Source organism: Rhodococcus sp. MurmanLake-1 (assembly GCF_056945715.1).
Genome location: NZ_JBWZNF010000003.1, coordinates 406,518 through 429,767, shown reverse-complemented (window position 1 = coordinate 429,767; position 23,250 = coordinate 406,518). Strand labels below are relative to the sequence as shown.

25 protein-coding genes are annotated in these 23,250 nt (G+C 61.8%); 15 read left to right on the top strand and 10 right to left on the bottom strand.

The annotated features are described in order from the left end of the window. Positions 1 to 60: 60 nt before the first annotated feature. From AC2ETI_RS11960 to AC2ETI_RS11930, 7 genes are all read left to right on the top strand, one after another. Positions 61 to 537, top strand: a complete 477-nt coding sequence (locus AC2ETI_RS11960; RefSeq protein WP_483633952.1) for an HIT family protein — start codon at positions 61 to 63, stop codon at positions 535 to 537. Positions 538 to 707: 170 nt separating this feature from the next. Then, on the top strand, positions 708 to 1,883 hold the full coding sequence (locus AC2ETI_RS11955; protein ID WP_483633951.1) for an alkane 1-monooxygenase: 1,176 nt from the start codon (positions 708 to 710) through the stop codon (positions 1,881 to 1,883). Next, positions 1,880 to 2,050 (top strand): rubredoxin, encoded by a 171-nt coding sequence (locus tag AC2ETI_RS11950; RefSeq protein ID WP_007734092.1) that lies wholly within the window; start codon positions 1,880 to 1,882, stop codon positions 2,048 to 2,050. The genes AC2ETI_RS11955 and AC2ETI_RS11950 overlap by 4 nt, the downstream gene beginning before the upstream one ends. Positions 2,051 to 2,080: 30 nt before the next feature. After that, entirely contained in the window at positions 2,081 to 2,272 is a 192-nt protein-coding gene (locus AC2ETI_RS11945; protein WP_007734094.1) for a rubredoxin, read from the top strand. Beyond that, complete coding sequence (locus AC2ETI_RS11940; protein WP_483633950.1) at positions 2,272 to 3,528, top strand: NAD(P)/FAD-dependent oxidoreductase; 1,257 nt, start codon at positions 2,272 to 2,274, stop codon at positions 3,526 to 3,528. Before AC2ETI_RS11945 ends, AC2ETI_RS11940 begins: the two co-directional genes overlap by 1 nt. A gap of 70 nt (positions 3,529 to 3,598) precedes the next feature. Next, entirely contained in the window at positions 3,599 to 4,225 is a 627-nt protein-coding gene (locus AC2ETI_RS11935) for a TetR/AcrR family transcriptional regulator (protein WP_019746903.1), read from the top strand. Between the two features lie 194 nt (positions 4,226 to 4,419). Further along, positions 4,420 to 5,253 (top strand): hypothetical protein, encoded by an 834-nt coding sequence (locus AC2ETI_RS11930; protein ID WP_020906154.1) that lies wholly within the window; start codon positions 4,420 to 4,422, stop codon positions 5,251 to 5,253. 73 nt (positions 5,254 to 5,326) lie between these two features. Here the strand turns inward: AC2ETI_RS11930 and AC2ETI_RS11925 are convergent, their stop codons facing one another. Further along, entirely contained in the window at positions 5,327 to 5,698 is a 372-nt protein-coding gene (locus tag AC2ETI_RS11925; protein ID WP_007734099.1) for a hypothetical protein, read from the bottom strand. Between the two features lie 2 nt (positions 5,699 to 5,700). After that, entirely contained in the window at positions 5,701 to 6,861 is a 1,161-nt protein-coding gene (locus tag AC2ETI_RS11920; RefSeq protein ID WP_003945847.1) for a 3-ketosteroid-9-alpha-monooxygenase, oxygenase component, read from the bottom strand. A 195-nt stretch (positions 6,862 to 7,056) separates the two neighbouring features. Here AC2ETI_RS11920 and hsaA point away from each other — a divergent pair, with 195 nt between their 5' ends. The 4 genes from hsaA to hsaB are packed head-to-tail and all read left to right on the top strand — an operon-like array spanning position 7,057 to position 10,604. Further along, on the top strand, positions 7,057 to 8,232 hold the full coding sequence (gene hsaA, locus AC2ETI_RS11915; RefSeq protein WP_031332838.1) for a 3-hydroxy-9,10-secoandrosta-1,3,5(10)-triene-9,17-dione monooxygenase oxygenase subunit: 1,176 nt from the start codon (positions 7,057 to 7,059) through the stop codon (positions 8,230 to 8,232). A 10-nt stretch (positions 8,233 to 8,242) separates the two neighbouring features. Then, positions 8,243 to 9,121 (top strand): 4,5:9,10-diseco-3-hydroxy-5,9,17-trioxoandrosta-1(10),2-diene-4-oate hydrolase, encoded by an 879-nt coding sequence (hsaD, locus tag AC2ETI_RS11910; RefSeq protein WP_483633949.1) that lies wholly within the window; start codon positions 8,243 to 8,245, stop codon positions 9,119 to 9,121. Beyond that, positions 9,121 to 10,023: an iron-dependent extradiol dioxygenase HsaC gene (gene hsaC / locus AC2ETI_RS11905; protein ID WP_003945585.1), complete on the top strand. Its 903-nt coding sequence runs from the start codon at positions 9,121 to 9,123 to the stop codon at positions 10,021 to 10,023. The genes hsaD and hsaC overlap by 1 nt, the downstream gene beginning before the upstream one ends. Continuing rightward, positions 10,020 to 10,604, top strand: a complete 585-nt coding sequence (gene hsaB / locus AC2ETI_RS11900; RefSeq protein WP_003945677.1) for a 3-hydroxy-9,10-secoandrosta-1,3,5(10)-triene-9,17-dione monooxygenase reductase subunit — start codon at positions 10,020 to 10,022, stop codon at positions 10,602 to 10,604. The genes hsaC and hsaB overlap by 4 nt, the downstream gene beginning before the upstream one ends. Positions 10,605 to 10,667: 63 nt before the next feature. On the opposite strand, the gene AC2ETI_RS11895 is transcribed toward hsaB, so the two are convergent. Both AC2ETI_RS11895 and AC2ETI_RS11890 read right to left on the bottom strand, forming a co-directional pair. Next, positions 10,668 to 11,492 carry an Abi-alpha family protein gene (locus tag AC2ETI_RS11895; protein ID WP_069146975.1) on the bottom strand — a complete coding sequence of 275 codons (825 nt, stop codon included), beginning with the start codon at positions 11,490 to 11,492 and terminating at the stop codon, positions 10,668 to 10,670. A 14-nt stretch (positions 11,493 to 11,506) separates the two neighbouring features. Beyond that, positions 11,507 to 12,781, bottom strand: coding sequence for a DUF445 domain-containing protein (locus AC2ETI_RS11890; protein WP_019746908.1), 1,275 nt, complete (start codon positions 12,779 to 12,781; stop codon positions 11,507 to 11,509). 330 nt (positions 12,782 to 13,111) lie between these two features. Between AC2ETI_RS11890 and thrS the strand changes: the two genes are divergently transcribed. Further along, on the top strand, positions 13,112 to 14,332 hold the full coding sequence (gene thrS / locus AC2ETI_RS11885) for a threonine--tRNA ligase (protein WP_047890333.1): 1,221 nt from the start codon (positions 13,112 to 13,114) through the stop codon (positions 14,330 to 14,332). On the opposite strand, the gene AC2ETI_RS11880 is transcribed toward thrS, so the two are convergent. Further along, positions 14,329 to 14,775, bottom strand: a complete 447-nt coding sequence (locus AC2ETI_RS11880) for a MarR family winged helix-turn-helix transcriptional regulator (protein ID WP_003945852.1) — start codon at positions 14,773 to 14,775, stop codon at positions 14,329 to 14,331. The genes thrS and AC2ETI_RS11880 overlap by 4 nt on opposite strands. 143 nt (positions 14,776 to 14,918) lie before the next feature. Between AC2ETI_RS11880 and AC2ETI_RS11875 the strand changes: the two genes are divergently transcribed. Then, entirely contained in the window at positions 14,919 to 16,115 is a 1,197-nt protein-coding gene (locus AC2ETI_RS11875; protein WP_483633948.1) for an MFS transporter, read from the top strand. Between the two features lie 81 nt (positions 16,116 to 16,196). Here AC2ETI_RS11875 and AC2ETI_RS11870 read toward each other — a convergent pair whose 3' ends face one another. The 3 genes from AC2ETI_RS11870 to AC2ETI_RS11860 form a co-directional block, all read right to left on the bottom strand. Beyond that, positions 16,197 to 18,251, bottom strand: a complete 2,055-nt coding sequence (locus AC2ETI_RS11870) for a neutral/alkaline ceramidase (protein ID WP_070796374.1) — start codon at positions 18,249 to 18,251, stop codon at positions 16,197 to 16,199. A 95-nt stretch (positions 18,252 to 18,346) separates the two neighbouring features. Then, positions 18,347 to 19,075, bottom strand: coding sequence for an acetoacetate decarboxylase family protein (locus AC2ETI_RS11865; protein WP_029254467.1), 729 nt, complete (start codon positions 19,073 to 19,075; stop codon positions 18,347 to 18,349). After that, positions 19,072 to 19,932 (bottom strand): SDR family oxidoreductase, encoded by an 861-nt coding sequence (locus AC2ETI_RS11860; protein ID WP_483633947.1) that lies wholly within the window; start codon positions 19,930 to 19,932, stop codon positions 19,072 to 19,074. The genes AC2ETI_RS11865 and AC2ETI_RS11860 overlap by 4 nt, the downstream gene beginning before the upstream one ends. A 139-nt stretch (positions 19,933 to 20,071) precedes the next feature. Between AC2ETI_RS11860 and AC2ETI_RS11855 the strand changes: the two genes are divergently transcribed. Next, positions 20,072 to 21,277 carry a cytochrome P450 gene (locus tag AC2ETI_RS11855; RefSeq protein ID WP_483633946.1) on the top strand — a complete coding sequence of 402 codons (1,206 nt, stop codon included), beginning with the start codon at positions 20,072 to 20,074 and terminating at the stop codon, positions 21,275 to 21,277. Here the strand turns inward: AC2ETI_RS11855 and AC2ETI_RS11850 are convergent. Beyond that, entirely contained in the window at positions 21,266 to 21,700 is a 435-nt protein-coding gene (locus AC2ETI_RS11850; protein WP_113682127.1) for a cupin domain-containing protein, read from the bottom strand. The genes AC2ETI_RS11855 and AC2ETI_RS11850 overlap by 12 nt on opposite strands. Positions 21,701 to 21,825: 125 nt before the next feature. Here AC2ETI_RS11850 and AC2ETI_RS11845 point away from each other — a divergent pair, with 125 nt between their 5' ends. Continuing rightward, complete coding sequence (locus AC2ETI_RS11845) at positions 21,826 to 22,182, top strand: hypothetical protein (protein WP_070385858.1); 357 nt, start codon at positions 21,826 to 21,828, stop codon at positions 22,180 to 22,182. A 17-nt stretch (positions 22,183 to 22,199) separates the two neighbouring features. Here AC2ETI_RS11845 and AC2ETI_RS11840 read toward each other — a convergent pair whose 3' ends face one another. After that, positions 22,200 to 23,147 (bottom strand): alpha/beta hydrolase family protein, encoded by a 948-nt coding sequence (locus AC2ETI_RS11840; RefSeq protein WP_483633945.1) that lies wholly within the window; start codon positions 23,145 to 23,147, stop codon positions 22,200 to 22,202. Positions 23,148 to 23,250 lie beyond the last annotated feature (103 nt).

Here is a 23,250-nt window from a genome sequence, read left to right as displayed (position 1 = left end):
GGACGTCTTGAGAGTCTTCTGCACGAATCGAAGCCATTGAGTTCGTGAGAAGATCGCGAAGTGAGGGCAGACGAGTTGCATCATGCGCCGCCGGAGTACCGCTGCCCGTTCTGTCGCTTCGCGCTGGGCGAGTTCGACGAGCACAACGCGTCGACCGACCTGGTTGCTCGAACCGACCACGCAATCGCTCGGATTTCCCCGAAGTGGTGGCCGGGCAACCCCGGCCACGTACTTGTGTCACCGATCGAACACTTCGAGAATCTCTACACTTTGCCCACGAGCGTCGGGCACTCGGTGTTCGACCTGGTTCAGGCTGTGGCTGTTGCAATTCGTGAAGAATACGGCTGTGACGGTGTCTCGACCAGGCAGCACAACGAACCGGCGGGCAACCAGGACGTCTGGCACCACCACGTCCACGTGTTTCCGCGGTACGAAGCCGATCGCCTGTATTCCCGGCACGGCGAAGCGTCGTACGTTTCGCCTGAGGCGCGGGCGCCTTTCGGTGCACTTTTGCGCCCTCGGTTCCTCGAATTCTGATCTGCTTCCACACCTGCTTCATGTACAAATCAGCATGTTTGTAAAAGTTTTACTTGAAAATCGTTGACAAAACACCATCATTTGTCCACTCTCTATACATAGATGTTGTTCGTGTCGCGGATTACCGCGCAGGACGCACTCACTGATCCGAACGAGAACTGGAGAATTCGATGGCGGCGTTGGTGTACACCGAGCCAGATGGTCGGCTCGTAACTTGGAGAGACCGGAAACGCTACTTGTGGCTGCTGGCGCTGATTCCGTCATCGGCAACTTTCATCGCCGTGGGGCTTGTTACCGCCACCGGATGGAATGTCTTCTGGTGGACCGGCCCACTGATTGCGTTTGCTCTCATTCCCGTCATCGACATCCTTGCGGGTGAGGACGGGAAGAATCCGCCCGACGAGGTGATCGACGAACTCGAGAACGACCGCTTCTACCGGTGGTGCACCTACGCCTATCTGCCGCTGCAGTACACGGCCTTCTTCCTGTCCTGCTACATCTGGGCGCGTTGGGATTTGAGCGTTCTCTCCAATATCGGACTCGCAGTGACGATCGGTGTGACGGCCGGAATCGGCATCAACACCGCCCACGAACTCGGGCACAAGAAGGAGAGCGTCGAGCGCTGGTTGTCCAAAATCGTTCTCGCGCAGAGCGCTTACGGCCACTTCTACCTCGAGCACAACCGTGGCCACCATGTGCGAGTGTCGACTCCGGAAGATCCGGCGACCTCGCGCTTCGGTGAGACCCTCTACGGTTTCTGGCCGCGCAGCGTCGGCGGGGGATTGAAGTCGGCGTGGCATCTCGAGAAGACCCGCTTCGAGCGTTTGGGCACCACGCACTGGAGCATCAAGAACGACGTGCTCAACGCCTGGCTCATGTCGGTTGTTCTGTTCGGTGTCGCGCTTGCAGTATTCGGGATCGGCATCGCGCCGTACCTCGTGATCCAGGCGTTCATCGGGTTTTCGCTGCTCGAAGCGATCAACTACCTCGAGCACTACGGACTCCTGCGTCAGAAAACCGCAAGCGGACGGTACGAGCGATGCACGCCGGCGCACAGCTGGAACAGTGATCGCATCTGCACCAACGTCTTCCTTTATCACTTGCAGCGGCACAGCGATCATCATGCGAATCCGACACGGCGCTACCAAGCGCTTCGCAGTATGGAAGAGGCCCCTCAGCTCCCGAGCGGCTACGCCAGCATGATTATGCTCGCAACAGTCCCGCCCCTGTGGCGCAAGGTGATGGACCACCGCGTTCTCGAGCACTACCGAGGTGACATCACCCAGGTCAACATCGCGCCGAAGAAGCGGGCCAAGATCCTCGCAGCCTACGGGGTGAACGCATGAACGCCTACATCTGCCCGATCTGCGACTACACGTACACCGAATCGACAGGTGCTGCGCGAGAGGGCTTTCCACCCGGCACACCGTGGTCGAGCATTCCGGACGACTGGTGCTGCCCCGACTGCGGCGTCCGCGAGAAGGTCGACTTCACCCTCGTCACGCAATCCTGATCGAAATACCCACCGGTGAAAGGAAAACCGATGTCCGAGACTGCCACTGCTTACAAATTGTTCCGCTGCCTCCAGTGCGGGTTCGAGTACGACGAAGCGATCGGCTGGCCCGACGACGGTATCGAGCCGGGTACTCGCTGGGACGAGATTCCCGAAGACTGGTCCTGCCCTGATTGTGGTGCTGCCAAAGTCGATTTCGAAATGGTGGAGGTGGACCGCTGATGACAGCGGTCAGCGAGCCCGACACACGCACCGTCGTGATCGTGGGCACGGGCATCGCCGGTTCTGGTGCTGCGCAGGCCCTACGCAAGGAAGGGTTCGGCGGCAGCATCATCCTGATCGGCTCCGAAACGGAGGAGCCGTACCGACGTCCGGCACTGTCGAAGGAACTACTGTCCGGGAAAGCGTCGATCGATCGGGTTCGGTTGCGGCCGTCGACTTTCTGGAACGAGCAGGGTATCGACCTTCGGATCGGCGTGACTGTCACGAGAATCGACACAGATTCCCGCACCATACATTTAGCCGACGGTGACGGCGTCGACTACGACGTTCTGATTCTTGCCACGGGTGGACGGTCCCGACGGTTGACCGCGGAAGATTCTGAGCGCGTTCACTATCTTCGGGATATCGCAGACATGCGACGCTTGCAATCCCGGCTGATCGAAGGATCCTCGCTACTGGTGGTCGGCGGTGGCTTGATCGGATCGGAGGTGGCATCAACGGCACGTGACTTGGGTTGCAGTGTGCAGGTTCTCGAAGCGCAACCGCTGCCCCTGTCCAGACTGCTTCCACCGTCGATAGCGGAGAAGATCGCCGCGCTGCACAACTTGGGCGGCGTCACCTTGCAGACGGGAGTCGACCTCGAGACGCTCACGACGGGTGCCGACGGCGTCACCGCACGTGCGCGTGACGGACGCGAGTGGACAGCGAACTTGGCCGTGGTCGCAATCGGATCCTTGCCCGATACCGATGTGGCTGCTGCTGCGGGTATTGCGGTGGACAACGGGATTACGGTAGACCGATACCTCAGAACGTCTGTCGATGGTGTGTACGCGATCGGCGATGTGGCCAACGTGCCCAACGGTTTTCTCGGCGGCATGCACCGCGGCGAGCACTGGAACACTGCGCAGGACCACGCCGTCGCAGTTGCCAAGACCATTGTGGGGAAGGCGGAACCTTTCGAATCCGTCCCATGGAGTTGGTCGAACCAATTCGGCCGCAACATTCAAGTAGCTGGTTGGCCAGGCGCGGACGACACCGTGATTGTTCGAGGAGACTTGGACTCCTATGACTTCACTGCGATCTGCATGCGCGATGGAAATATCGTCGGTGCTGTGAGCGTGGGCCGGCCGAAGGACATTCGCGCCGTCCGAACCCTTATCGAACGCTCCCCGGACATCAGCGCCGACGTACTCGCCGATTCGAACAGGGATCTGACCGAACTTGCGGCGGGTCTTGTCGCCTTACCGGTGCTCTGAGTTCGTGACTTCTGTTGCTTGCGTGTCCACCGTTTTGACACCGAGCACGGGCGATGGAAATCTTCCCGATATGTCCACCGCTCGTGCCCGTGTCCCGTACCACGAGGCAGCTCGTCAACTCCTCCGTGCGTCAGCGCTCGACGCCACACGCGAACTCTTGACCGAGAAATCGTGGAACGACATCACGATGGCGCATATCGCGGAAGCTGCGGGTATGAGCCGGCAGACGTTGTACAAGGAGTTCACGTCCCGGCAGGGATTGGCGTCCGGATACCTCATCCGTTTCGTCGACGAGTTCCTCGAAGAGGTGGAACGCGAAGTAGCGCTGCACCATTCGGACCCCCGGGGTGCGGTCTCGGCGGCCTTCCGTGCATTCTTCGACGCCGGTGCCCGGGATCCGATGGTGGTCAGTATTGTCGGTCCTCGTCCGCAACATGACCTGCTGAGCCTGGTCACCACCGACGGGACTCCGCTGCTCGAACATGCGAGCGCGAGGTTGGCCGAGATCTTCATGACCAGTTGGGCGAACGTCGACCGCGTCCATGCCGAGATGTTCGGCAGCACGATAGTGCGTCTGGCGATCAGTCACGTGACGTTGTCCTTCGGTACTCCAGATCAGATCGCCGAGAACCTGGGGGAGATGTTCGGGCCGTTCCTCGATCAGGTCATCGGTTCGGGCACAGTCGAACCGAACTGAGCCGACAGGATCGATACGGTTTCCGAGCCAGGACGGAAGTTCGATCGAGACTGATCGCCGTAGTTCTTTGGTGGGAAGTTTCGCCGATATGTGTGAATCCAAGTCCCGCTTCTCGGTAGCGTGCCGGACGTGCGTCGAGGTGCAGCCCGTGGGCGGCTCTCGTCAGATTCCGTCAACGGTGGAGGGTTTCGAAGATGAAGAGCCGCAATAAGTTTCGAGTTATGTCAACAGTCGCGCTAGTTGCAACATTTGTCATGGCCGGTGCAGGTGTGGCAATTGCCGACGAATCATCGTCAGGGTCTTCCGGCAGCGGATCGCTCGGTTCCTCCGGTGCGGCAGAGGTTGATCCGTTGACCTTCGACGGTTGGGGCACGTGCCCGATCGAGGATCTCGAGGTGACAACGTGCGCCAGCGTCGTAGTTCGCGGAGGGACCATGAAATTGGGCGCACTTTCGGTGCCGATCCCGGACGGAAGTCTCAAGGTTGCGGGCGGCGTGAAATACGCGACCCAGCCGGACAACAGTTTCATCGAGACGTTCGTCGCCAAGCAGGACGGGTCCAACGGGGTCTATTCCAATCCGATTTCGGTACCCGGAGGTGCTCTCGGGATCGATACTCCGCTGGGACTGACTCAGATCAGCGCGACGGTGGAATCGGTGGGAGTCCCGGATCTGAAGGTTCTCGAGCAGGAACTCACCATGCCTGTTCGATTGAAACTGTCTAATCCGTTGCTCGGTGACGATTGCTACATCGGTTCGGTTTCGAATCCGATCAACCTTCACCTGACCACAACCGGAAACCCTCCGTCGGAACCTATCGGTGAGTTCCCCGGTGCAGTGTTCCCGGCAGTCCCACATTCGGATGCTGTGTTTGCGGCGCCGGGAGCTAGCGGATGTGGACCGCTCGGTGCGCTCAACTGGGCGGTGAATCTACGCGGGGGAGTGCCGGCGGCCAGCGGAAAGAACTCTCTCACCACGTCGAGCGACGTCTACGCGGTGGCCGCACGAAAGGTGCGACCGCCTGCCTGACGGACGCGCAGGCGCTGGAACGTAGAACGAGGGCCGACCCGTGGTGGGTCTGCCCTCGTTCTACACAATCAGGTCAGCTGACCTCGGGATCACGCACTGTGATGGTGCCGTCCCTGACCGCGTCGGCGATGCTGTCGTGCAGTTTCGGGCAACCGTCTTTCAATGCCGTCGACTGTCCGGAAGCAATGGCCTCTTTGAAGGTGTGGCAACGCAGCGCCGGGTCGGAAGTCCACTGAACACTGGTGTGCTTGTACGTGTTCTTGCGAACAAGTACGCAGGCACCGCATGCCTTGCAGTCGACTTCCTGCAGACCCGAGTCGAGGTATTCGTGCTTGTCCTCGATCGTCTGGGCCGCGATCGCCTCGAGCCGTTCCGTTTGCCCGGCAAAGTCCGGTGCCTTGGCCCAGCGAGCCCACCGTGCGTCGGTTCCGATCGAGGCGCTCACGATTAGACCTCTGCTTCCTTCTTTGCTGCTTCTGCTGCGGCTTCCTTCTCAGCCTTCTGGCGTGCGAGGTTTTCCTCGACCTCGGCGTGCCAGGCTTCGTTTGCCTTGGTGGTGTCCACCTCGAACTCGAAGCGCTGCGTCATCTTCTCGGTGACGTCGGCCTTGTCCACGTAGAACTGCTCGTACCAGCGTCGTAGCTGGTAGACGGGGCCGTCTTCTTCGCAGAGGAGGGGATTTTCGATCTTGGTCTTGTTCTTCCAGATCGCGACGTCCTGCAGGAAGCCCTCGCTGATGCCCTCGGTGAACTTGCCGGCCAACTTGTCGGCCATCTCGTCGGAGACACCCGTCGGCTTCTTGACCGTCACGCCCCACTGCAGCACGAACGAGTCCGGGCTGATCGGGTAGTGGCAGTTGATCAGAACACTCTCGACCTCGTATCCGCTGTAGCTGTTCCACAGGGGATTGACCATGTACGACGGTCCGTAATACGCAGCTTCGGAGCGAAGAAGCGTGTCGCCGCCGTACTGGGAGGCCATTCCGATGTCGGGACGGCCGGTGGTGTTGAGGTACTGAGTGGCGATCTCACCTTCGAAGACGTTCTTGAAGTACGTCGGGAAGGCGTAGTGGATGTAGTAGAAGTGCGCCATGTCGACCACGTTGTCGATGATCTCGCGGCAGTTGGATCCCTCGATGACCATGGAGTTCCAGGTCCAGTCGGTCCATTCGTCGCTGTACGCACCCTCGATACGAGGAATCACGATCTCTTCGGGCGGCGGATTGCCCTCGGGGTCGTTCCAGACGAAGAGCTGACCGTTCTGCTCGAGGGTCGTCCACGCGCGGGTGCGAGCGAGCGGAGGCACGCGGCGGGCGTAAGGAATGCCGGTGCACTTTCCGTTGCCGCCCCAGCGCCAGTCGTGGAAGGGGCAGGCGATGGAATCACCCTTGACCTCGCCTTGTGTGAGGTCACCACCCATGTGACGGCAGTATCCGTCGAGAACTTTGATGTCGCCCTTGCTGTCGGCGAACACCACGAGCTTCGTACCGAAAGCCTCGATCGCGTGCGGTTTGCCGTCCTTGAAGGTCTTCAGTAGACCCAGGCAGTGCCAACCGCGGGCGAAACGCGTTTGCACCGTTCCGACGTCGATCTCGCGAATCTGCGCCATTGTGACCTCACATCCCTTCTAGCTGTTAGTAGAACACGTTATAGAACTCGATCCGGTTCCGCCAGATTTTGGGGGCACTTGTTACAGCATTGCGGCCACAAACGGGACCTTTGTCAGCGTCTCGACAGAAAAGAGAACGTGTTCTAGTCTCAAGTGTAAGTGAACCAACCGATCGAGGAAGACGGGAGCGTCGAAGTGGGTAACCATGACAGCCACGAGGTGATGCAGAGGCTCGACGCACTACTGCCGGCACTGCGCGAGCGCGCACAGGAGACCGAGGATCTGCGTCGTATCCCCGACGAGTCCATCAAGGGACTCCAGGAAACAGGCTTCTTCCGCTTGCTGCAGCCGAAGCAGTGGGGCGGATACGAAGCCGATCCGGTGCTGTTCTACTCCGCGGTCAAGAAGATCGCCAGCGCGTGCGGTTCCACAGGGTGGGTCTCCTCGATCATCGGGGTACACAACTGGCACCTCGCCCTCTTCTCTCAGCAGGCGCAGGAAGACGTGTGGGGCAACGACACTGACGTGCGCATCTCGTCCTCTTACGCTCCGATGGGTATGGGTGAAGTAGTCGAGGGCGGATACAAGGTCAACGGTGCGTGGGCGTGGTCCTCGGGTTGTGACCATGCCAGCTGGGCCGTTCTCGGTGGTCCGGTGTTCAAGGACGGCCGCGCAGTCGATTTCGTGAGCTACCTGATTCCTCGCGAGGACTACCAGATCGACGACGTGTGGAATGTGGTCGGCCTGCGTGGAACCGGCTCCAATACCGTTGTGGTCAAGGATGTTTTTGTTCCCAAGCATCGCGTTCTGAGCTTCCGGGCGATGAGCGAATTGACCGCCCCGGGCCTCGAGAAGAACACCGCGCCGGTCTACAAGATGCCGTGGGGAACCATTCACCCCACCACGATCTCGGCGCCGATCGTCGGAATGGCTTACGGCGCCTACGAAGCGCACGTCGAGCATCAAGGCAAGCGTGTTCGTGCTGCGTTCGCCGGCGAGAAGTCGAAGGACGATCCGTTCGCCAAGGTGCGTATCGCCGAGGCGTCCAGTGACATCGACGCCGCGTGGCGTCAGCTCTCCGGCAACGTCGCCGACGAGTACGCGTTGATCCTTGCGGGCGAAGAGGTTCCGATGGAACTGCGGCTGCGCGCTCGACGCGACCAGGTGCGCGCCACTGGCCGTGCGATCGCCTCGATCGACAAGCTTTTCGAGAACTCCGGTGCCACGGCGCTGCAGAACGGCACTCCGATTCAGCGTTTCTGGCGTGACGCCCACGCTGGTCGCGTCCACGCCGCGAACGATCCCGAACGCGCATACGTCATGTTCGGAACCGGCGAATTCGGTCTTCCGATCACCGACACGATGGTCTAGAGGAGGCTCAGTGACAACTACCGAAGAAGCTCTCACCTACGAGTCCACTTCGCGGTTCGCGCAAGTGCGCCCCGATCTGAAACTGCACTTCCACGAGGCAGGCGTCGGAAACGACAAGACCATCGTGCTGCTGCACGGCGGTGGCCCAGGCGCGTCGTCGTGGTCGAACTTCGCCCGCAACATTCCGGTGTTGGCGAAGAACTTTCACGTCATCGCCGTCGATCAGCCCGGTTACGGGCAGTCCGACAAGCCGACGGAGCATCCGCAGTACTTCGTGCACAGTGCGTCGGCGCTCAATGATCTTCTGGATACGCTCGAGATTACCGGTCGCGTTGACCTGCTGGGTAATTCGCTCGGTGGTGGCGCTGCTGTTCGCTTTGCGCTCGACTACCCGGACCGTGCGGGTCGCCTCGTTCTGATGGGCCCCGGCGGTCTGAGTGTCAACCTGTTTGCGCCGGACCCCACCGAGGGCGTCAAGAACCTCGGGAAGTTCAGCTACCAGCCCACGCGGGAGAACCTCGAAGCGTTCTTGCGGATCATGGTCTTCGATCAGAAGCTGATCACGCCGGAACTCGTCGACGAACGCTTTGCTGCCGCCAACACTCCCGAGTCGCTGGCTGCGGCCAAGGCGATGGGTAAGTCCTTCTCCAGCGGTGACTTCGAGCTCGGCATGCTCTGGCGCGAGGCGTACAAGCTCCGTCAGCGTGTGTTGCTGATCTGGGGCCGTGAGGATCGGGTCAACCCCCTCGACGGCGCACTGGTTGCGCTCAAGATGATCCCGCGCGCGCAACTCCACGTCTTCGGCGGTTGCGGTCACTGGGCGCAGCTCGAGAAGTTCGACGAATTCAACCGGCTCGCAACCGACTTCCTGCTCGACGGAGGTAAATGATGGGTATTCGATCTCTGGCGTACATGCGCATCGGGGCCACCGACATGGCTGCGTGGCGCGAATACGGACTCAAGATCCTCGGAATGATCGAGGGTAAGGGCGTCGACGCGGAATCGCTGTATCTGCGTATGGACGACTTCCCGGCGCGTCTTGTCATCGTTCCGAACGACACGGACCGTCTGCTCGTCTCGGGTTGGGAAACCGCGAATGCCGCTGAGCTGCAGGATATCCGTGACAGGTTGTCGGCAGCCGGTGTTCCGTTCAAGGAAGGCACGGCGGAGCAGCTCAAGGACCGTCGCGTCGTCGAGATGATCGCGTTCGAGGACACCTCGGGCAACTCCCTCGAGGTGTTCCACGGAGCTGCTCTCGAACACCGCCGGATCGTGAGCCCGTACGGGCACAGGTTCGTGACGGGCGAGCAGGGCCTCGGCCACGTTGTGCTCACCACCGATGACGACGACGCTTCGCTGCGGTTCTACCGCGACGTACTCGGATTCAAGCTTCGCGACTCGATGCGTCTGCCTCCGCAGATGGTCGGCCGGCCCGCGGACGGCGACCCGGCGTGGCTGAGGTTCCTCGGCTGCAACCCGCGTCACCACAGCTTGGCGTTCCTGCCGTTGCCCAACCCGACGGGCATCGTGCATTTGATGCTCGAGGTGGAGAACTCCGACGACGTCGGACTATGCCTCGACCGGGCACTGCGCAAGAAGGTCAAGATGTCGGCGACTCTCGGTCGCCACGTCAACGACGAGATGCTCTCGTTCTACATGAAGACTCCGGGCGGGTTCGACATCGAATTCGGTTGTGAGGGGCTAGAGGTCGAGGACGAAAACTGGATCGCGAGGGAAAGCACGGCCGTGAGCCTGTGGGGTCACGACTTCACGGTGGGAATGAAGCCGTGAGTTCGCCCGACGCGTCGGTGAGTGCGGAGCAGGCGATCGATCCACGCCAGTTCCGCACGGTTCTCGGGCAATTCTGCACGGGTATCACCATCATCACGACAGTCGACGACGGTGAGCCGGTCGGGTTCGCGTGTCAGTCTTTCGCTGCCCTGTCACTCGACCCACCTTTGGTGTTGTTCTGCCCCACCAAGGGTTCTCGGTCGTGGGCGGCAATCGAGCGGACCGGGAAGTTCGCCGTCAACGTGTTGGCGGAGGAACAGCAGGCGGTGTGTGCTCGTTTCGGGTCGCGTGAGCCGGACAAGTTCGCGGGTATCGATTGGACGCCATCACCGTTGGGGTCACCGATCATCGACAAGTCGCTTGCCCACATCGACTGCACGGTGGAAACCGTCCACGACGGCGGTGATCACTACGTCGTCTTCGGACGTGTGTCGTCGATGAGTGAGATCAAGACCGAACGCCCGCTGCTGTTCTATCGCGGGCAGTACACGGGCATCGAGCCAGACAAGACTGTTCCGGCTACCTGGCGTGACGATCTGGAAGCGTTCCTGACGACCACGACAGAAGATACCTGGCTGTAGGGGCACCCCCGTGAGTGGTTAAGGAGTCCAGGGGCTCCTTAACCACTCACGGGGCCGGAGGCCCTACAGAGAAAAACAGGTATGACAGAAGTCGTCACCGAACGGCGTCAGCAGGATGCTACGACGCACTATCTTGTTGGATCGTCCGGCTCGCTTGACCGCCTCGATCACCGACGGCTGTACCTCGACCACCTGGTACCGGTCGGCCTCGACGGGCTCGCGTGAGAACGCCACCAAACCGAGCCGATGCAGGTTGTTCAGGTACGCGCTGATGCGGTCCAGATGGCGACATCCCGCCAGTTCTCCGATCATCGACAGCCCCTCGTCGATCATCTCCGAGCCGACGCCGAACGGCCGCGCCGTACGTACGTCCACGCTCGGTTGCGCACCTGAAGTGGCCAGCAACCGAAGAATTCGAGCTTCGTCCGGCGCGATCTCGTCAAGGATCCGGTCGTAGGCCGGGTGCAGATCGTCGCGATCGGTCACGTCCGCGGAACGGTCCAGCAACCTGTCGCCGCGTGCCCGCAGCGCCGCGAGAGTGGCTTCGACACTCTGTTTGCGATTGGTTCGAGTTGCCATTGCTGCCCGTAGGTTGTCGGTCCGCGAGCCGTCTCCGTTGGAGTTCTCGGCTCGACGTTCGGATTGAACATTGGCCGATTCAGCGGCCTCTGCCGCGGCTTCGGCGGCAGCCTGAACGATCTGCCGCGTCGCCTCCTTCGCCGTCCCGAAAGCCCAACCCGTCAGCTTGATCGACGTGAGCGTCGTCGTGGCAGTCAGCCCGACAAGGCTGCGGATCAGACGCTTTTCCACGGATTCGACCGGCGCGATGTCCGCAGCCCAGTCGTACGATTCCGCTTCGACGATCAGGCGATGGTCGTGCTCACTCATACTCATACTCCGACTCATACTCCGAATATTGCGAGGTGCAGGAAACCGGCAAACGAGCCCAGCACGGCCCCGTGTACGAACAACAGCCACTCGTCCTGTTTGACGGCTGAGCGTAGTAGTTCACTGAAATCTTCCGGTGAAAGGATGCTCATGCGTTCGGTGACGAAGACACGAATCTTCTCCGACTGGCTCTCGGCGAACTCCGCGTCCTCGAAGACCCTTGGGTACAGATCGAGCACTTCGGTGGTGGCCAGGCCGGGCAGACGCTTGTAGCTCTGCGAACCGACGGTCATCTTGACCACCGACTTTGCCCAGCCGGCGGCGTCGTCGACGGATTCGCGCAGTACCTGATCGAGCATCCGCCGCGTTCGGTCCGAGCGGGGACCTTCGAGGAGTTCGGTGCCGATGTTCTCGAGCGTCACGACGTGATCGGCCAGGGTTTTTGCGTACCCGGCGATGATCTCGGTGCGGCGTTTGAGGAAAAGTCCCTGCCGCCACGGCACCCAACGGCTGGGGGTGATCGGTTCGAAGATCATCGTGATTCCCAGGTAGTTCACGATGTACCCGATGATCACGCCACCGATGGGAAGCACCCACCACTGCGGAACCAGATGGAGGATTCCGACGAGCACGAAGCCCATCGGGAACCCGAAGTAGAAGCCGAAGTTCTGCATGAACCTGAGCTCTTTGTTGCCCATCGTGCGGAAGATGTCGTTGAGCAGTTTGGGATGCGAGGAGAGGTAGCGGATCACCATCAGCTTCGCGTCGATGAACTCGTCGATGTCCTCTTCGATGCGGTCGGTGATCATGCGCACGCTGGCCGGCAGATCGTCCTCCACCTTGCGGAAGACGGCTTCCTTCACCGACGTCGGAAGGTTGTGCCACAGCTGAGGATTCTCGGCCGTCATGATTCTGGTGACCACGCCGCGCACTTCACTGCGGGAGATGTTCACCAAGTGCTCGGCGATGCTGTCCGGGTCCAGGACGCGATAGAAATCGGCGATGCTTCCGACTTTCGCGAGGGATTTGTCGACGGCGATCGACGCCATCTTCTCCGCCCGCGAGGGGACGATGCCTTGCCAACCGAATCTGCCGTCGCTGGTGATCGCGGGGATCACCTGGACGCGCCGGGGGAGGAACGGGAAGAGCAGTTTGAGGCCGGGCACTTTGATCCCGTGGAAGTTGATCGGCGCAAACAGCATCAGGACGCCCGACCAATTGGTGATGTACCCGATGATTCCGGTGAACAAAGGAATGGTGATCAACTGTTCGAGCAAGTGGTCCGGCACCGTCGCACATCCTCCTCATATCCGAGAACCTCACGTTCGGACATGATTGCCGAAACTTCGCTCTTCGTGGGTGTTTCGTTGGCTACTGCTGCGCCTTCCCAGTTGCGTCAGCATAGAGGCCCGACAATTCGGGCTGTAGGTGGGTAGGAAGTTGATGTAACCTCACGTACATGGTCAGTATTGCGCACAACACGACGACGCCGGTTCTCTTCCGGCGCATCGTTTAGCAACTGCTGACCGAACCCTTTCAGCCCCGGGAGTTATCGCCCCGGGGCTTTCCTGTTTCGTCGCTCCGCGTGCGTCTCCCCTTGAACGATTTGGAGAGCTCTCATGAGCGTTGACCACCGCGAACTCGGGCGCGACCTGGAGTTTTTCGCCACCACCCCCATAGTCGGAGCCGGCCTTCCGCTCTGGTTACCGGACGGCGCCGTCATCAGGAACGAACTCGAAAAGTTCGCCGCCGAACAAGCAGCGCGCTCCGGTTGTCAGGGTGTCTATACCCCGGTTATGGCGAAGAAAGAGTTGTACGAGAGATCTGGTCATTGGTCCAAGTTCTCGGAAGACATGTTCCCCGAAATGAAGATAGGCGGAGAGTCATTTCTCCTTCGTCCGGCTAACTGTCCTCATCACGCTCAGGTATTCGCCGCTCGCGGTCGTAGTTATCGCGAGCTACCTTTCCGCGTTCGTGAACTCGGCTCGATGTTCCGTAGCGAACTCTCCGGAGTTCTCAGCGGATTGAGTCGAGTCCGACAGATCAATCTCGACGACGCACATGTCTTCTGTAGTCGTGAACAAGTGCAAGCGGAAGTGATCGTCGCGCTCGTCGCGATCGAGCGCTGCTACTCGACTCTGGGGATTGCCGAACGGGAGTACCGCCTCTCGATCAGAGGGGGAGAGGGGCAGTACCTCGGCACCGACGAGCAGTGGGCGGACGCCGAGGATCACCTTCGCGAGGCGCTGAATGCACGCTCGATCGAGTACGTGGAAGCGAAGGGGGAGGCAGCGTTCTACGGTCCCAAGATCGACGTCCAGGTGCGAGACGCGCACGGCCGCGAGGAAACACTCTCGACCGTGCAACTCGACTTCAATCAACCGGAGCGGTTCGACCTCGAGTACACCGCTGAGGACGGATCCAAGGCTCGCCCCGTCATGATCCATCGGGGCTTGCTCGGGTCGATGGAACGCATGACTGCGCTTTTGATCGAAAGGTTCGAAGGGCGGATGCCGCCGTGGCTGGCACCCAACCAAGTCTCGATTCTGCCCGTCGGCGACCGGCACCAGGTTGAGGCCGAGCGTTTGCGGGCCGATCTCGAGGCTCGCGATGTTCGAGTGGCGATCGCGCCTGACGGATCGTTGGGACGTCGCATCCGCGAGGCACGCACTCACCGTGACCCGTACATCGCGGTGATCGGGGACAACGAGGTGCACGGCGGCACCGTCGACGTTCTGGTCCCTGCGCGTGGTGGGCGGGCGGTCGTCGATGCGAGTGTGTTTGTCGCTCAGGTGGTCTCGGGCATCGAGGAGCGTGCCCTGCTTCCGGCAGACTTCTAGCCGACGGGTAGTTCGTGGAGCGCGCGCACCAGTGGCGCGAGTTCGGGCGTTTTGCACGCCTCGTCGAGTGCGGCCTCGAGGGTGGCGTCGTGCGTCGGCCGTGCGCTTTCGAGAAGCTCGCGGCCGGCCGGCGTCAGTTCGGTGTAGATGCCTCGACGGTCGTCGGCGCACAGGATGCGCGTCAGTAGTCCTCGATCTTCGAGTCGATTGACCAAGCGCGTCGTGGCGCTGCTGCTCAGTGCGGCAGCGCGAGCCAGCTGGGCCATCCGCATGTGCCAGCCGTCCTGGCGGCTCAGTGCGTCGAGCACGGTGTATTCGACGACGGACAGTTTGTGCTCACGCTGGAGCGCGCGTTCCAGTTCGGTGTCGAGGGCGCCGTGCAGTGCTGCGAGCGTGCGCCACCCTTGCGAACGGATTTCGACGGCGTCGTCGGCGATCCCCATGTGATTCTCCTTGTCCGTTTCCTGCGACTCCAGGTTACCAGCTTGCGCATGTAGCGCGCGCGTGCAACTATTTATAGCGCGCCTGCAACTACTGCACACGCCCGCTAACGGCTTACGCGTAAATCTGTGAAAGGAACATCGAGATGCCATTGGGTCTCATTGCCCTCGCTATGGGCGGGTTCGGGATCGGCCTCACCGAATTTGTCATCATGGGCCTCCTGCCCGAGGTCTCGGCTGATTTCGAGGTCACCGAGTCCGTCGCGGGCTACCTGATCTCGGGCTACGCACTGTCGGTGGCGATCGGCGCGATCCTCCTGACCGCTGCCGTCACCCGCTTCGAGCGCAAGAAGGTCCTTCTCTCGCTCATGGTGCTGTTCATCATCGGCAACCTGATGTCCGCGCTCGCGCCCTCCTACGAGGTCATGATGGGCGGACGCATCGTTGCGGCACTGTGCCACGGTGCGTTCTTCGGGATCGGTTCGGTGGTTGCCGCCGACATGGTGGCGCCCAACAAGCGCGCCGGCGCCATCGCGATGATGTTCGCGGGCCTGACCATCGCCAACGTTCTCGGCGTTCCGTTCGGCACTCTGCTGGGCCAGCAACTCGGATGGCGCTCGACCTTCTGGGCCATCACCGTCATCGGCGTCATCGCCCTGATCGGAATTGCAGCACTCGTCCCGACGACGCCCGCCAGCACGACCGGTGGCGGATTGCGCGGAGAGTTGGGGGCATTCCGCAACAAGCAGGTATGGCTCTCGATCGCCATCACCATCCTCGGCTACGGCGGAATGTTCGGAGCCTTCACCTACATCGCCTTCACCCTCACCGAGGTCACCGGCTTCGCGACGTCCAGCGTTCCGTGGCTGCTCATCCTCTTCGGCTCGGGCCTGTTCGTCGGTAACTTCCTGGGCGCCAAGGCGGCCGACCGCTCGCTGACGAAGGCGCTGGTCTGGATTCTCGCGATCCTGACCGTCGTTCTGATCGTGTTCGCCGCCACCGCCGAGAGCAAGGTCATGACCGTGATCTCGCTGTTCTTCATGGGCGCCTTCGGTTTTTCGACGGTTCCAGGTCTGCAGATGCGGATCATGAACTACGCGTCGGCCGCACCGACCATGGCGTCGGGGGCAAATATTGCCGCCTTCAACGTCGGCAACGCGCTCGGTGCATGGCTGGGCGGAATCACCATCGCCGCGGGACTCGGCTTCACCTCCCCGATCTGGATGGGGGCGGCGGTCACCGTCGCAGGTCTGCTGGTCCTGATCGTCGCGGCGAAGATCGACCGCCCGGCAGCGTCAGAGCAGTCGACGTCGAGCACCTCGCTGCACCCGACCGCCGCCTGAACCTGGCAACTGCGCTCTGACCCCATCGCGTGAACGTATCGCTCCCCTTGTCCAACAAGGGGAGCGATACGTTCACGCGGGTCAGGTGAGGCGGAATTCGGCGGTCACCCCGGAGAACGGCGAAATCGCGCCGCTACCCCGAGCCTTCGACGCACCGAAGTGTTGGACTCGATACGTACCCGCCGGAGTATCGGCCGGAACATCCCACGTGATGCGAACGACGGAACCGTTGCTCCCGACCCGGCGCCAGTGCAGTTTGGTGGACCAGTCGTTGTCGTCGGCGACCCGTGTCCAGGATCCGCCGGTATTTCGCTGGATCTCGTAGAAGGTCCCGTTTCGGTGAGTGTCGTTCTTGGGGTGGCCGGTGACGAACTCGACGGCAACCTGCGCACCCGGTGAGCCGTCGCCGGGCTGGACGGTCGCATCGCCGAATTGTGTTCCCGGCAAGGGCTCGTCGAAGTCGACGCCAGGTCCGAAGCTGGGTTGGAACCCGGACAGGTCGGCCGGCGCGGGGCCGCGAGGAGGTTCGGTGCCGTCGCGCATCGCGGCTGCGAGAGCGGCGTACCCCTGTTGATAGGCCGGCAGTGTGTAACGGCCGAACATCGTCGAGCCGCCCTCGTACTGCTGCGAATCGTATTCCTGTGGCGTGGTGCAGTAGCTCGAGTACGAGTTCGCGTAGCCCTGGAAGATGACGTTCTCGAGGGGAACTCCAAGCTCCTCGGCGACGGTTCGACGCACTCGTAATCCGGAGACGATGGTGAATTCCGCAGGGCCACCGACGATGTAGAACTGGCCGATCCGCAGGATCTGGATCTTCAGTACGTTCGGCACCCATCCGCCCGGTGGCAACAGGCCGACCGGAACGACTACGAGCTTGGGGGCCTGTGCATCCTGAAGCCATTGAGGCACAGGAGCATCCATGCCGCCCAAGGCGTCGATCATGGGGTTTCGGGTGCCCTCGGGGAAGATCGGAATTGCAGGCCCGTCCTCGACGCTTCCGGCGCTCATTGCCGCACCGATCGCTGCCGGTGCAGTGCGGTGCTCGCGCCCGTCCGGGGTGAATCTTCCGCTCACCACCTGATTTGCCATGTCCAGGTACATGATCCGACTGTCGACACCACCAGTGACGGTTTCGGAGGCCGAGCCGAAGGCAGTTTGAGCCGCCGCAACCTGGCGCAGCCCGATGATGCGTGCATTCTCGAATTCGTCCTCGGTCGGTCCGCGTCCGGGCTCGAGGAAGAGGTTCGGTGACATGTCGCCGCTGTTGGTCTGCGGAAAAGCGGCAATGAAGCTGGTGTCGCCGTCGAGGTAACGCACACCCCGGTCGTCGTGCTCCCAGAAGTACGCCGCGGCGCCCTTGTTGTCCCCGGAGATGAGATGGTTCTCGTTCGTGAGCGAGGCGCAGTGGGTAGCGAACCAGTTGATCGCCCCGATGTCCTTGCTGCCCCGACTGATCCGCATGACACGCATGTGGTGATCGTTGCCACCGGGGTAGTAGGCCTTGTCCTCTTCGGGATTGAGGTCGAACGCCACTCGCGATCGGTTGACGCTGGCATCGGTGAGGTCGGACCGCCCGAAACGGACGGAGCCCGGCGCCAGGTTCTCGTGGGCAGCGCTGATCGCCTCGACCATGCCGTTGACCTCGGCTTCGAACACCGGCAGTTCGAAGCCGAGAACTGCGAGGTTGTACGCGTAGTTGTGCGAGGCCCCACCACATGCCGCGTGTGAATGGATGGCCGTCAACATGACGTTGCGTTCGGTGTAGATGTCGCCGAATTTCCCAGCCAGCCGGCGTAGGACCTCGTCGTGAACGGACTGGAAGATCATGCAGTTGTCGACGCACACGTAGGCGACCCGTGACCCGCCGGACTCGAAGATGAAGGCGCGTGCGCGCATTCGCTGGTGCAGGCCTTCGGCGCGTTGGTCGAAGCTCGAGTAGCCCATCATGCCGACCTCGGCGACCGGTCCGGTCACATCGGAGATCCCGACGCCCACCTGCAACGACGACGACTTGTCGGTACGTGCGGGTGAAACGGTGCGTGCCGGCGAAGCTGCGACGGCCTGGTTCGTCGACAGAGCGGCGAGCGCAGGTGCGGCGGCAGCGCCTGCCAGTACGGTGCGTCGGGTGATCTGCACGAGTGTCCTTTCGGGCGGTCTGACGCGAGTTGGTCAACCGTCCAGGAGTGTAGCCCGAGTCACACGTGACCGAAAGGGGTGCCGTCGGCTGACACTCAGATCGTTGTCGCCTCCCCGAACGTCATCGCCAGGTTTTTGATGGTCGTGGTCATCAGGGCCCGGCGGGGGAGTCCCAGTTTCCGAAGCTCCGCCGCCATCGGGTGACTACCCAGCTGAACCTCTGCTCCACCAGGGCGCGATTTGACGCCGGTCGGCGCCATGTCCCACGACGTGCACCTGGTTGCGCCGTCGAGATGCGAGTACGCGGCCAACGACATGTTGGCTCCGCCGCCAGGCACGCTGACGCCGGACTTCACACTCAACTGTGTGATGAGTTTGCCGTCGCGCGAGACGGATCCGCGCTTGACCGAGCCGACGTGCTCGGTGTCGAACTCGGCGAGCACCTTCGGGAATCCCCAGATTTCCCGGCCGGCGGCCTTGGTGAACTCTCCGTCCACCGGCAACTCGTGAATGAGTGCCCCTGCAGTTCCGGCAGCGAGCGAACGTAGATCTCCCAGCACCGAGGTTTCGGGAGGCGCAGTGTGGCTACGCACCATGTACGTCACCCCGAATTCGTTGTACGGCCCCAGATCCCCATCGATGTAGTCGACAAAAACCAGGCCGCACAGCGCCCGGCCGGGACGGTACTGGAGCGCGGTCAAGCCGGTGTAATCGATGATCGACTGCGCCGTTGCGCTGGGTACCGAGTACAACGCCATGAAGGCCGACGCGGTGCGAACTTCGACGGGCATCTCGACCTTCTTGCCCAGAATCGTGTAGCTCATGGCGCGACCACCCCGCGGAGTCCGTCGGATCCGTAGACGGGTTCGAGCATCGAGCGGAAATCCGGTCCGCGGCGCAGCATTTGGCCTCCGTCGACGTTGATGATCTGCCCGGTGATCCAGGTGGATTGCGGTCCGAGTAGGAAGGAAGCGAGTCCGGCGACGTCCTCGACCTCGCCGACGCGTTCGAGCGGAGTGTTGGCCAGGTAGTCGTCCAGGATCGGGCCACCGTCGGTGATGAGCGCGACCAGATCCGTTCGGGTCAGACCCGGCCGGATCGCATTGACACGAATGTTGCTGGCGCCCAGTTCGTCTGCCGCCAATTGCACCAGGTGGTCGACGCCGGACTTCGAGACGCCGTACGCGCCGAACCAGCGATGTGTGTTGCTGCTGGCGATCGACGAGATCGCGACGATGGATCCACCGCCTCCTGCCACCAGCGCCCGGGCGCCGTGCTTGATCGTCAGCATGGTCCCCGTGACGTTGAGGTCGACGGTGCGGCGCCACGCGTCGACGTCGAGTTGCGTGACCGGTGCGATGGTTTCGTTCCCGCCGGCGCAGGCCACGACTCCGTCGAGCTTTTCGGTGACGGAGACCGCCGCGGCAACAGCGGCGACGACGTCTGCCTCGATCGTGACGTCGGTAGGGGAGACGCTGACCGATCCTTCCGGACTCGACTGCCGGATCGATTCGGCGGCAGCTTCGAGTTTCTCCTTGTTGCGTCCGCAGATCGTGACGTGAGCGCCAGACGCAACCAGCGAACGAGCGATGCCCAGACCGATGCCACTACCGCCGCCGGTCACCAGTATCGATGTGCCGGTGAAAGTGGGTATGCCCGCTGAGGCGGTGTCGTCGTCCATGTGTGTCTCCTGGTCGTTGCTCCGGCGGGCTCGCGTGCTGATTCTGGAGGTTTTCCGGTTCGGCTTCGGTGAAAACGCCCCACGCTATATAGGAACAGGTTCTACTTATTGTGGCAAGGGTTGTGCGAGAGGTGGAGTGATGGCTACCAGACCGACCTTCGATTTGATCGACGGACGCTTCTACAGCGGAGACCTCGGGAATGTGCGCGACGCATACGCCTGGATGCGTGATCACGAGCCCGTGTACCGAGACGACGCCAACGGAATCACCGCGGCCGCGAGCTACGACGCCGTCGTCGCAGCCGAGCGGGATCCCGAACTGTTCTCCAACGCCGGCGGCATCCGCCCCGAAACGGGTCCGTTGCCGCAGATGATCGACATGGACGACCCGCAGCACCTCACGCGTCGACGCTTGGTCAACGCGGGTTTCACACGTAAGAAGGTCGAAGCCAAGGCCGGCCGTATCCGGGAGATCTGCGATCAACTGATCGACGCCGTCTGTGAGAAAGGAGAAGCCGACTTCGTCGCAGACCTGGCCGCACCACTTCCCATGGCCGTCATCGGCGACATGTTGGGTGTCCGTCCCGAGGAACGCGCGTTGTTTCTGCGGTGGTCGGATGATCTGGTGAAGGCATTGGGAAGCAACGCTTCCCAGGAGCAACTGCAGGCCATGATGGCTGCGTATGTCGACTTCACCGCGTACATGATGCGAACCATTGCCGAGCGGAGGAGCGAGCCGGCCGACGATTTGGTGAGCACATTGATTCACAGTGTGGTCGACGGCGAGGCCCTCTCCGATCAGGAAATCGTCAACGAGTCCCTACTGATACTCATCGGCGGTGACGAGACCACACGGCACGTCCTGAGCGGCGGCATGGAGCAGCTGCTGCGCCATCCGGACCAGCATCGAGCGCTGGCCGACGATCCCGATGCCATTCCCTTGGCAATGGAGGAGATGTTGCGGTGGTCCTCGCCGATCAAGAACATGGCTCGAACTCTGACCCGTGATACCGATTTCTTCGGTGCGCAACTGAAGGCGGGTGAGAAGATGCTGCTGCTCTTCGAATCGGCAAATTTCGACGAGTCCGTGTTCCTGAACGCCGAACGGTTCGATATCGGCCGCACACCGAATCCACACGTGGCCTTCGGCTTCGGAACGCATTTCTGTCTGGGTAATCAGCTGGCCAGGCTCGAGGGACGGATCATGTTCGAGCAACTCTTCGCCAGGCTGCCGGGAATGGCACTTGCCACCGACGCGCCGTTGCAGCGGCGTGCCGCCAACTTCGTGTCCGGTCTCGAATCGATGCCGGTGCGGTTTACCGCTTCGGCGCCGTCAGCCGGGTAGTTGGCAGTTGGGAGGCGCAGCATCTTCGGAGAGGGCGCTGCCCGCCGGATTGACGTAGACGACCTCGAGTACCAATGGTGTTGTCTGCGAGTTGTTTCCGATGTGCACATGATCTGAACCGCTCGGTTCGATCAAAGTATTTCCGGCGCTGTAGATCCCGTCGACGGAGCAATCGGATCGGTAGTGGCTCAACGTGCCCTGCGCGATCAGTGCGTAGAGCGTCCCGTCGTGGAAGTGCCAACCGGTGGAACCGCCGGGGTCGATGGTGATCTGACGCAGGATGTAGTCCTTGCCGTCGAAAGTCACCTGCCCGAGGATTTCACCGTGTACTCCCGTGCTCGGTGTTGCCGACGCATTGATCGGCGTCAGAGACAGCCCGATCGCTGCGGACACTGCAAGCAGAACCTGATGGCGTTTACGCATGAGCGGCCCTCCCAGACGGATGTGCTCCTGAGTGTCCTCCGACAGTGTCCGATTTATCCCGGTTTTCGTGGATCTTGCAGGGTGAAGGCAGAGGTATGCCCTTGAGAGGCGGTTACGCTCGTGTCATGCAGCAAGTCGCGACGAGGCGCCGGAGCCAGCCGCCGCCTGCGCGCTTCATGTTCGAGGCATTGATCGATCCGTACCGCCAGCCCGCCCGGCACTGGCTGGAACTTCTCGAGAGCGAGATCGCACCGGAGATCGTCAGGGCTGAAGAACCGGGGCTGGTGATCTGGTCGTCGATCTGGCCGGACCGCCCCGACGCCGTCATCCGATTCGACATCGAGGCGGTCGGAAACGGCACGATGCTGCGTTGGACGCTCTTCCTCGAAGATCCGATACCGTCCGAGTCGGACGTTGTCAGGATGCGAAAGCGGCTCAATACATTGATCAATGCGAATCTCAGGTTCAACTTCGGCCAATAAGTTGGATCACTGCCGCATTACTTGGTGCCGACTCGGCCGATCGGGTCGGCGTTGTCGCTGAATGCGGCCTGGGCCGCTGGCCAGCTGGTCTCATCGATGCGCAACGCGGTCCGAAGGTAGGCAGTACTCATCCGTTGGATGGCGGCGACCCGCTCTGGGTTTTCGTCAGTGGTCTCGGCGACTTCGTATCCGACGATTCCGCCGAGTGCGTGCTCGGCACCGTAGAAGGTCAGGAGGTCGGTGGCTCCTGGGCTGTGCGTGTAGGCGTCGGTGAACCAGTCAGGTCCGCGGCTGGACATCTTGGACTGGTCGTGGTCGCCCGCGACGACGAGTGTCGGCGTTGTCAGTTCCTGGAACGAGGGGCGCATGAACGGGAAGTTCGCCTGCGCGAACGGATGTAGGTTCTCGCCGCCGAGACCGGTTGCTGCGAAAAGGATTCCCGCGGTGACGCGACTGTCGGACATGTCCTGGCCGACGACCTGGCCGGCTTCGTCGAAGATCCGTGCTCCGAGGAGTGACTGAGCGGTTTGCCCACCCCAGGAGTGGCCCGTGGCGGCAACTCGACTGCGGTCGATGCGGCCGGCAAGTCCGGGCACGGCAAATTCGATGGTGTCGAGCTGATCGAGGATGCGTGTGAGATCCGCGATCCTCTCGGTCCAGATCGTCGGGAACACCGGGTGATCGAACCCGAAACCGTTCCGGCGCGAGTCCAGGTGTGTCGGCTGGATCACCACGAATCCGTGGGATGCCCAGAATGCCGTGAGTGGCGAGTATCCATCGAGGTTCCACCCGTTGCCGTGGGAGAACACCACAACGGGGAGGTTCGTGCCTGCCGCCGGAGCAGACACACGTACTTCCAGCGGGACTGGTCGATCGAGGGCGAACAACTCGACGGGGGCAACGGAGACGACCGGGGTGCCGGCGCCGATGATGCCGTTCAGCGTGTCGATCATTGATGAGGTCATGGCAAGTTCCTTGCTGAGGCTGCACCCTGCGATACTGATTATCGGAGCGTCGCTCCGCAACATTACGGAACGTTGTTCCGTAATGCAAACATATGTCGTGAGT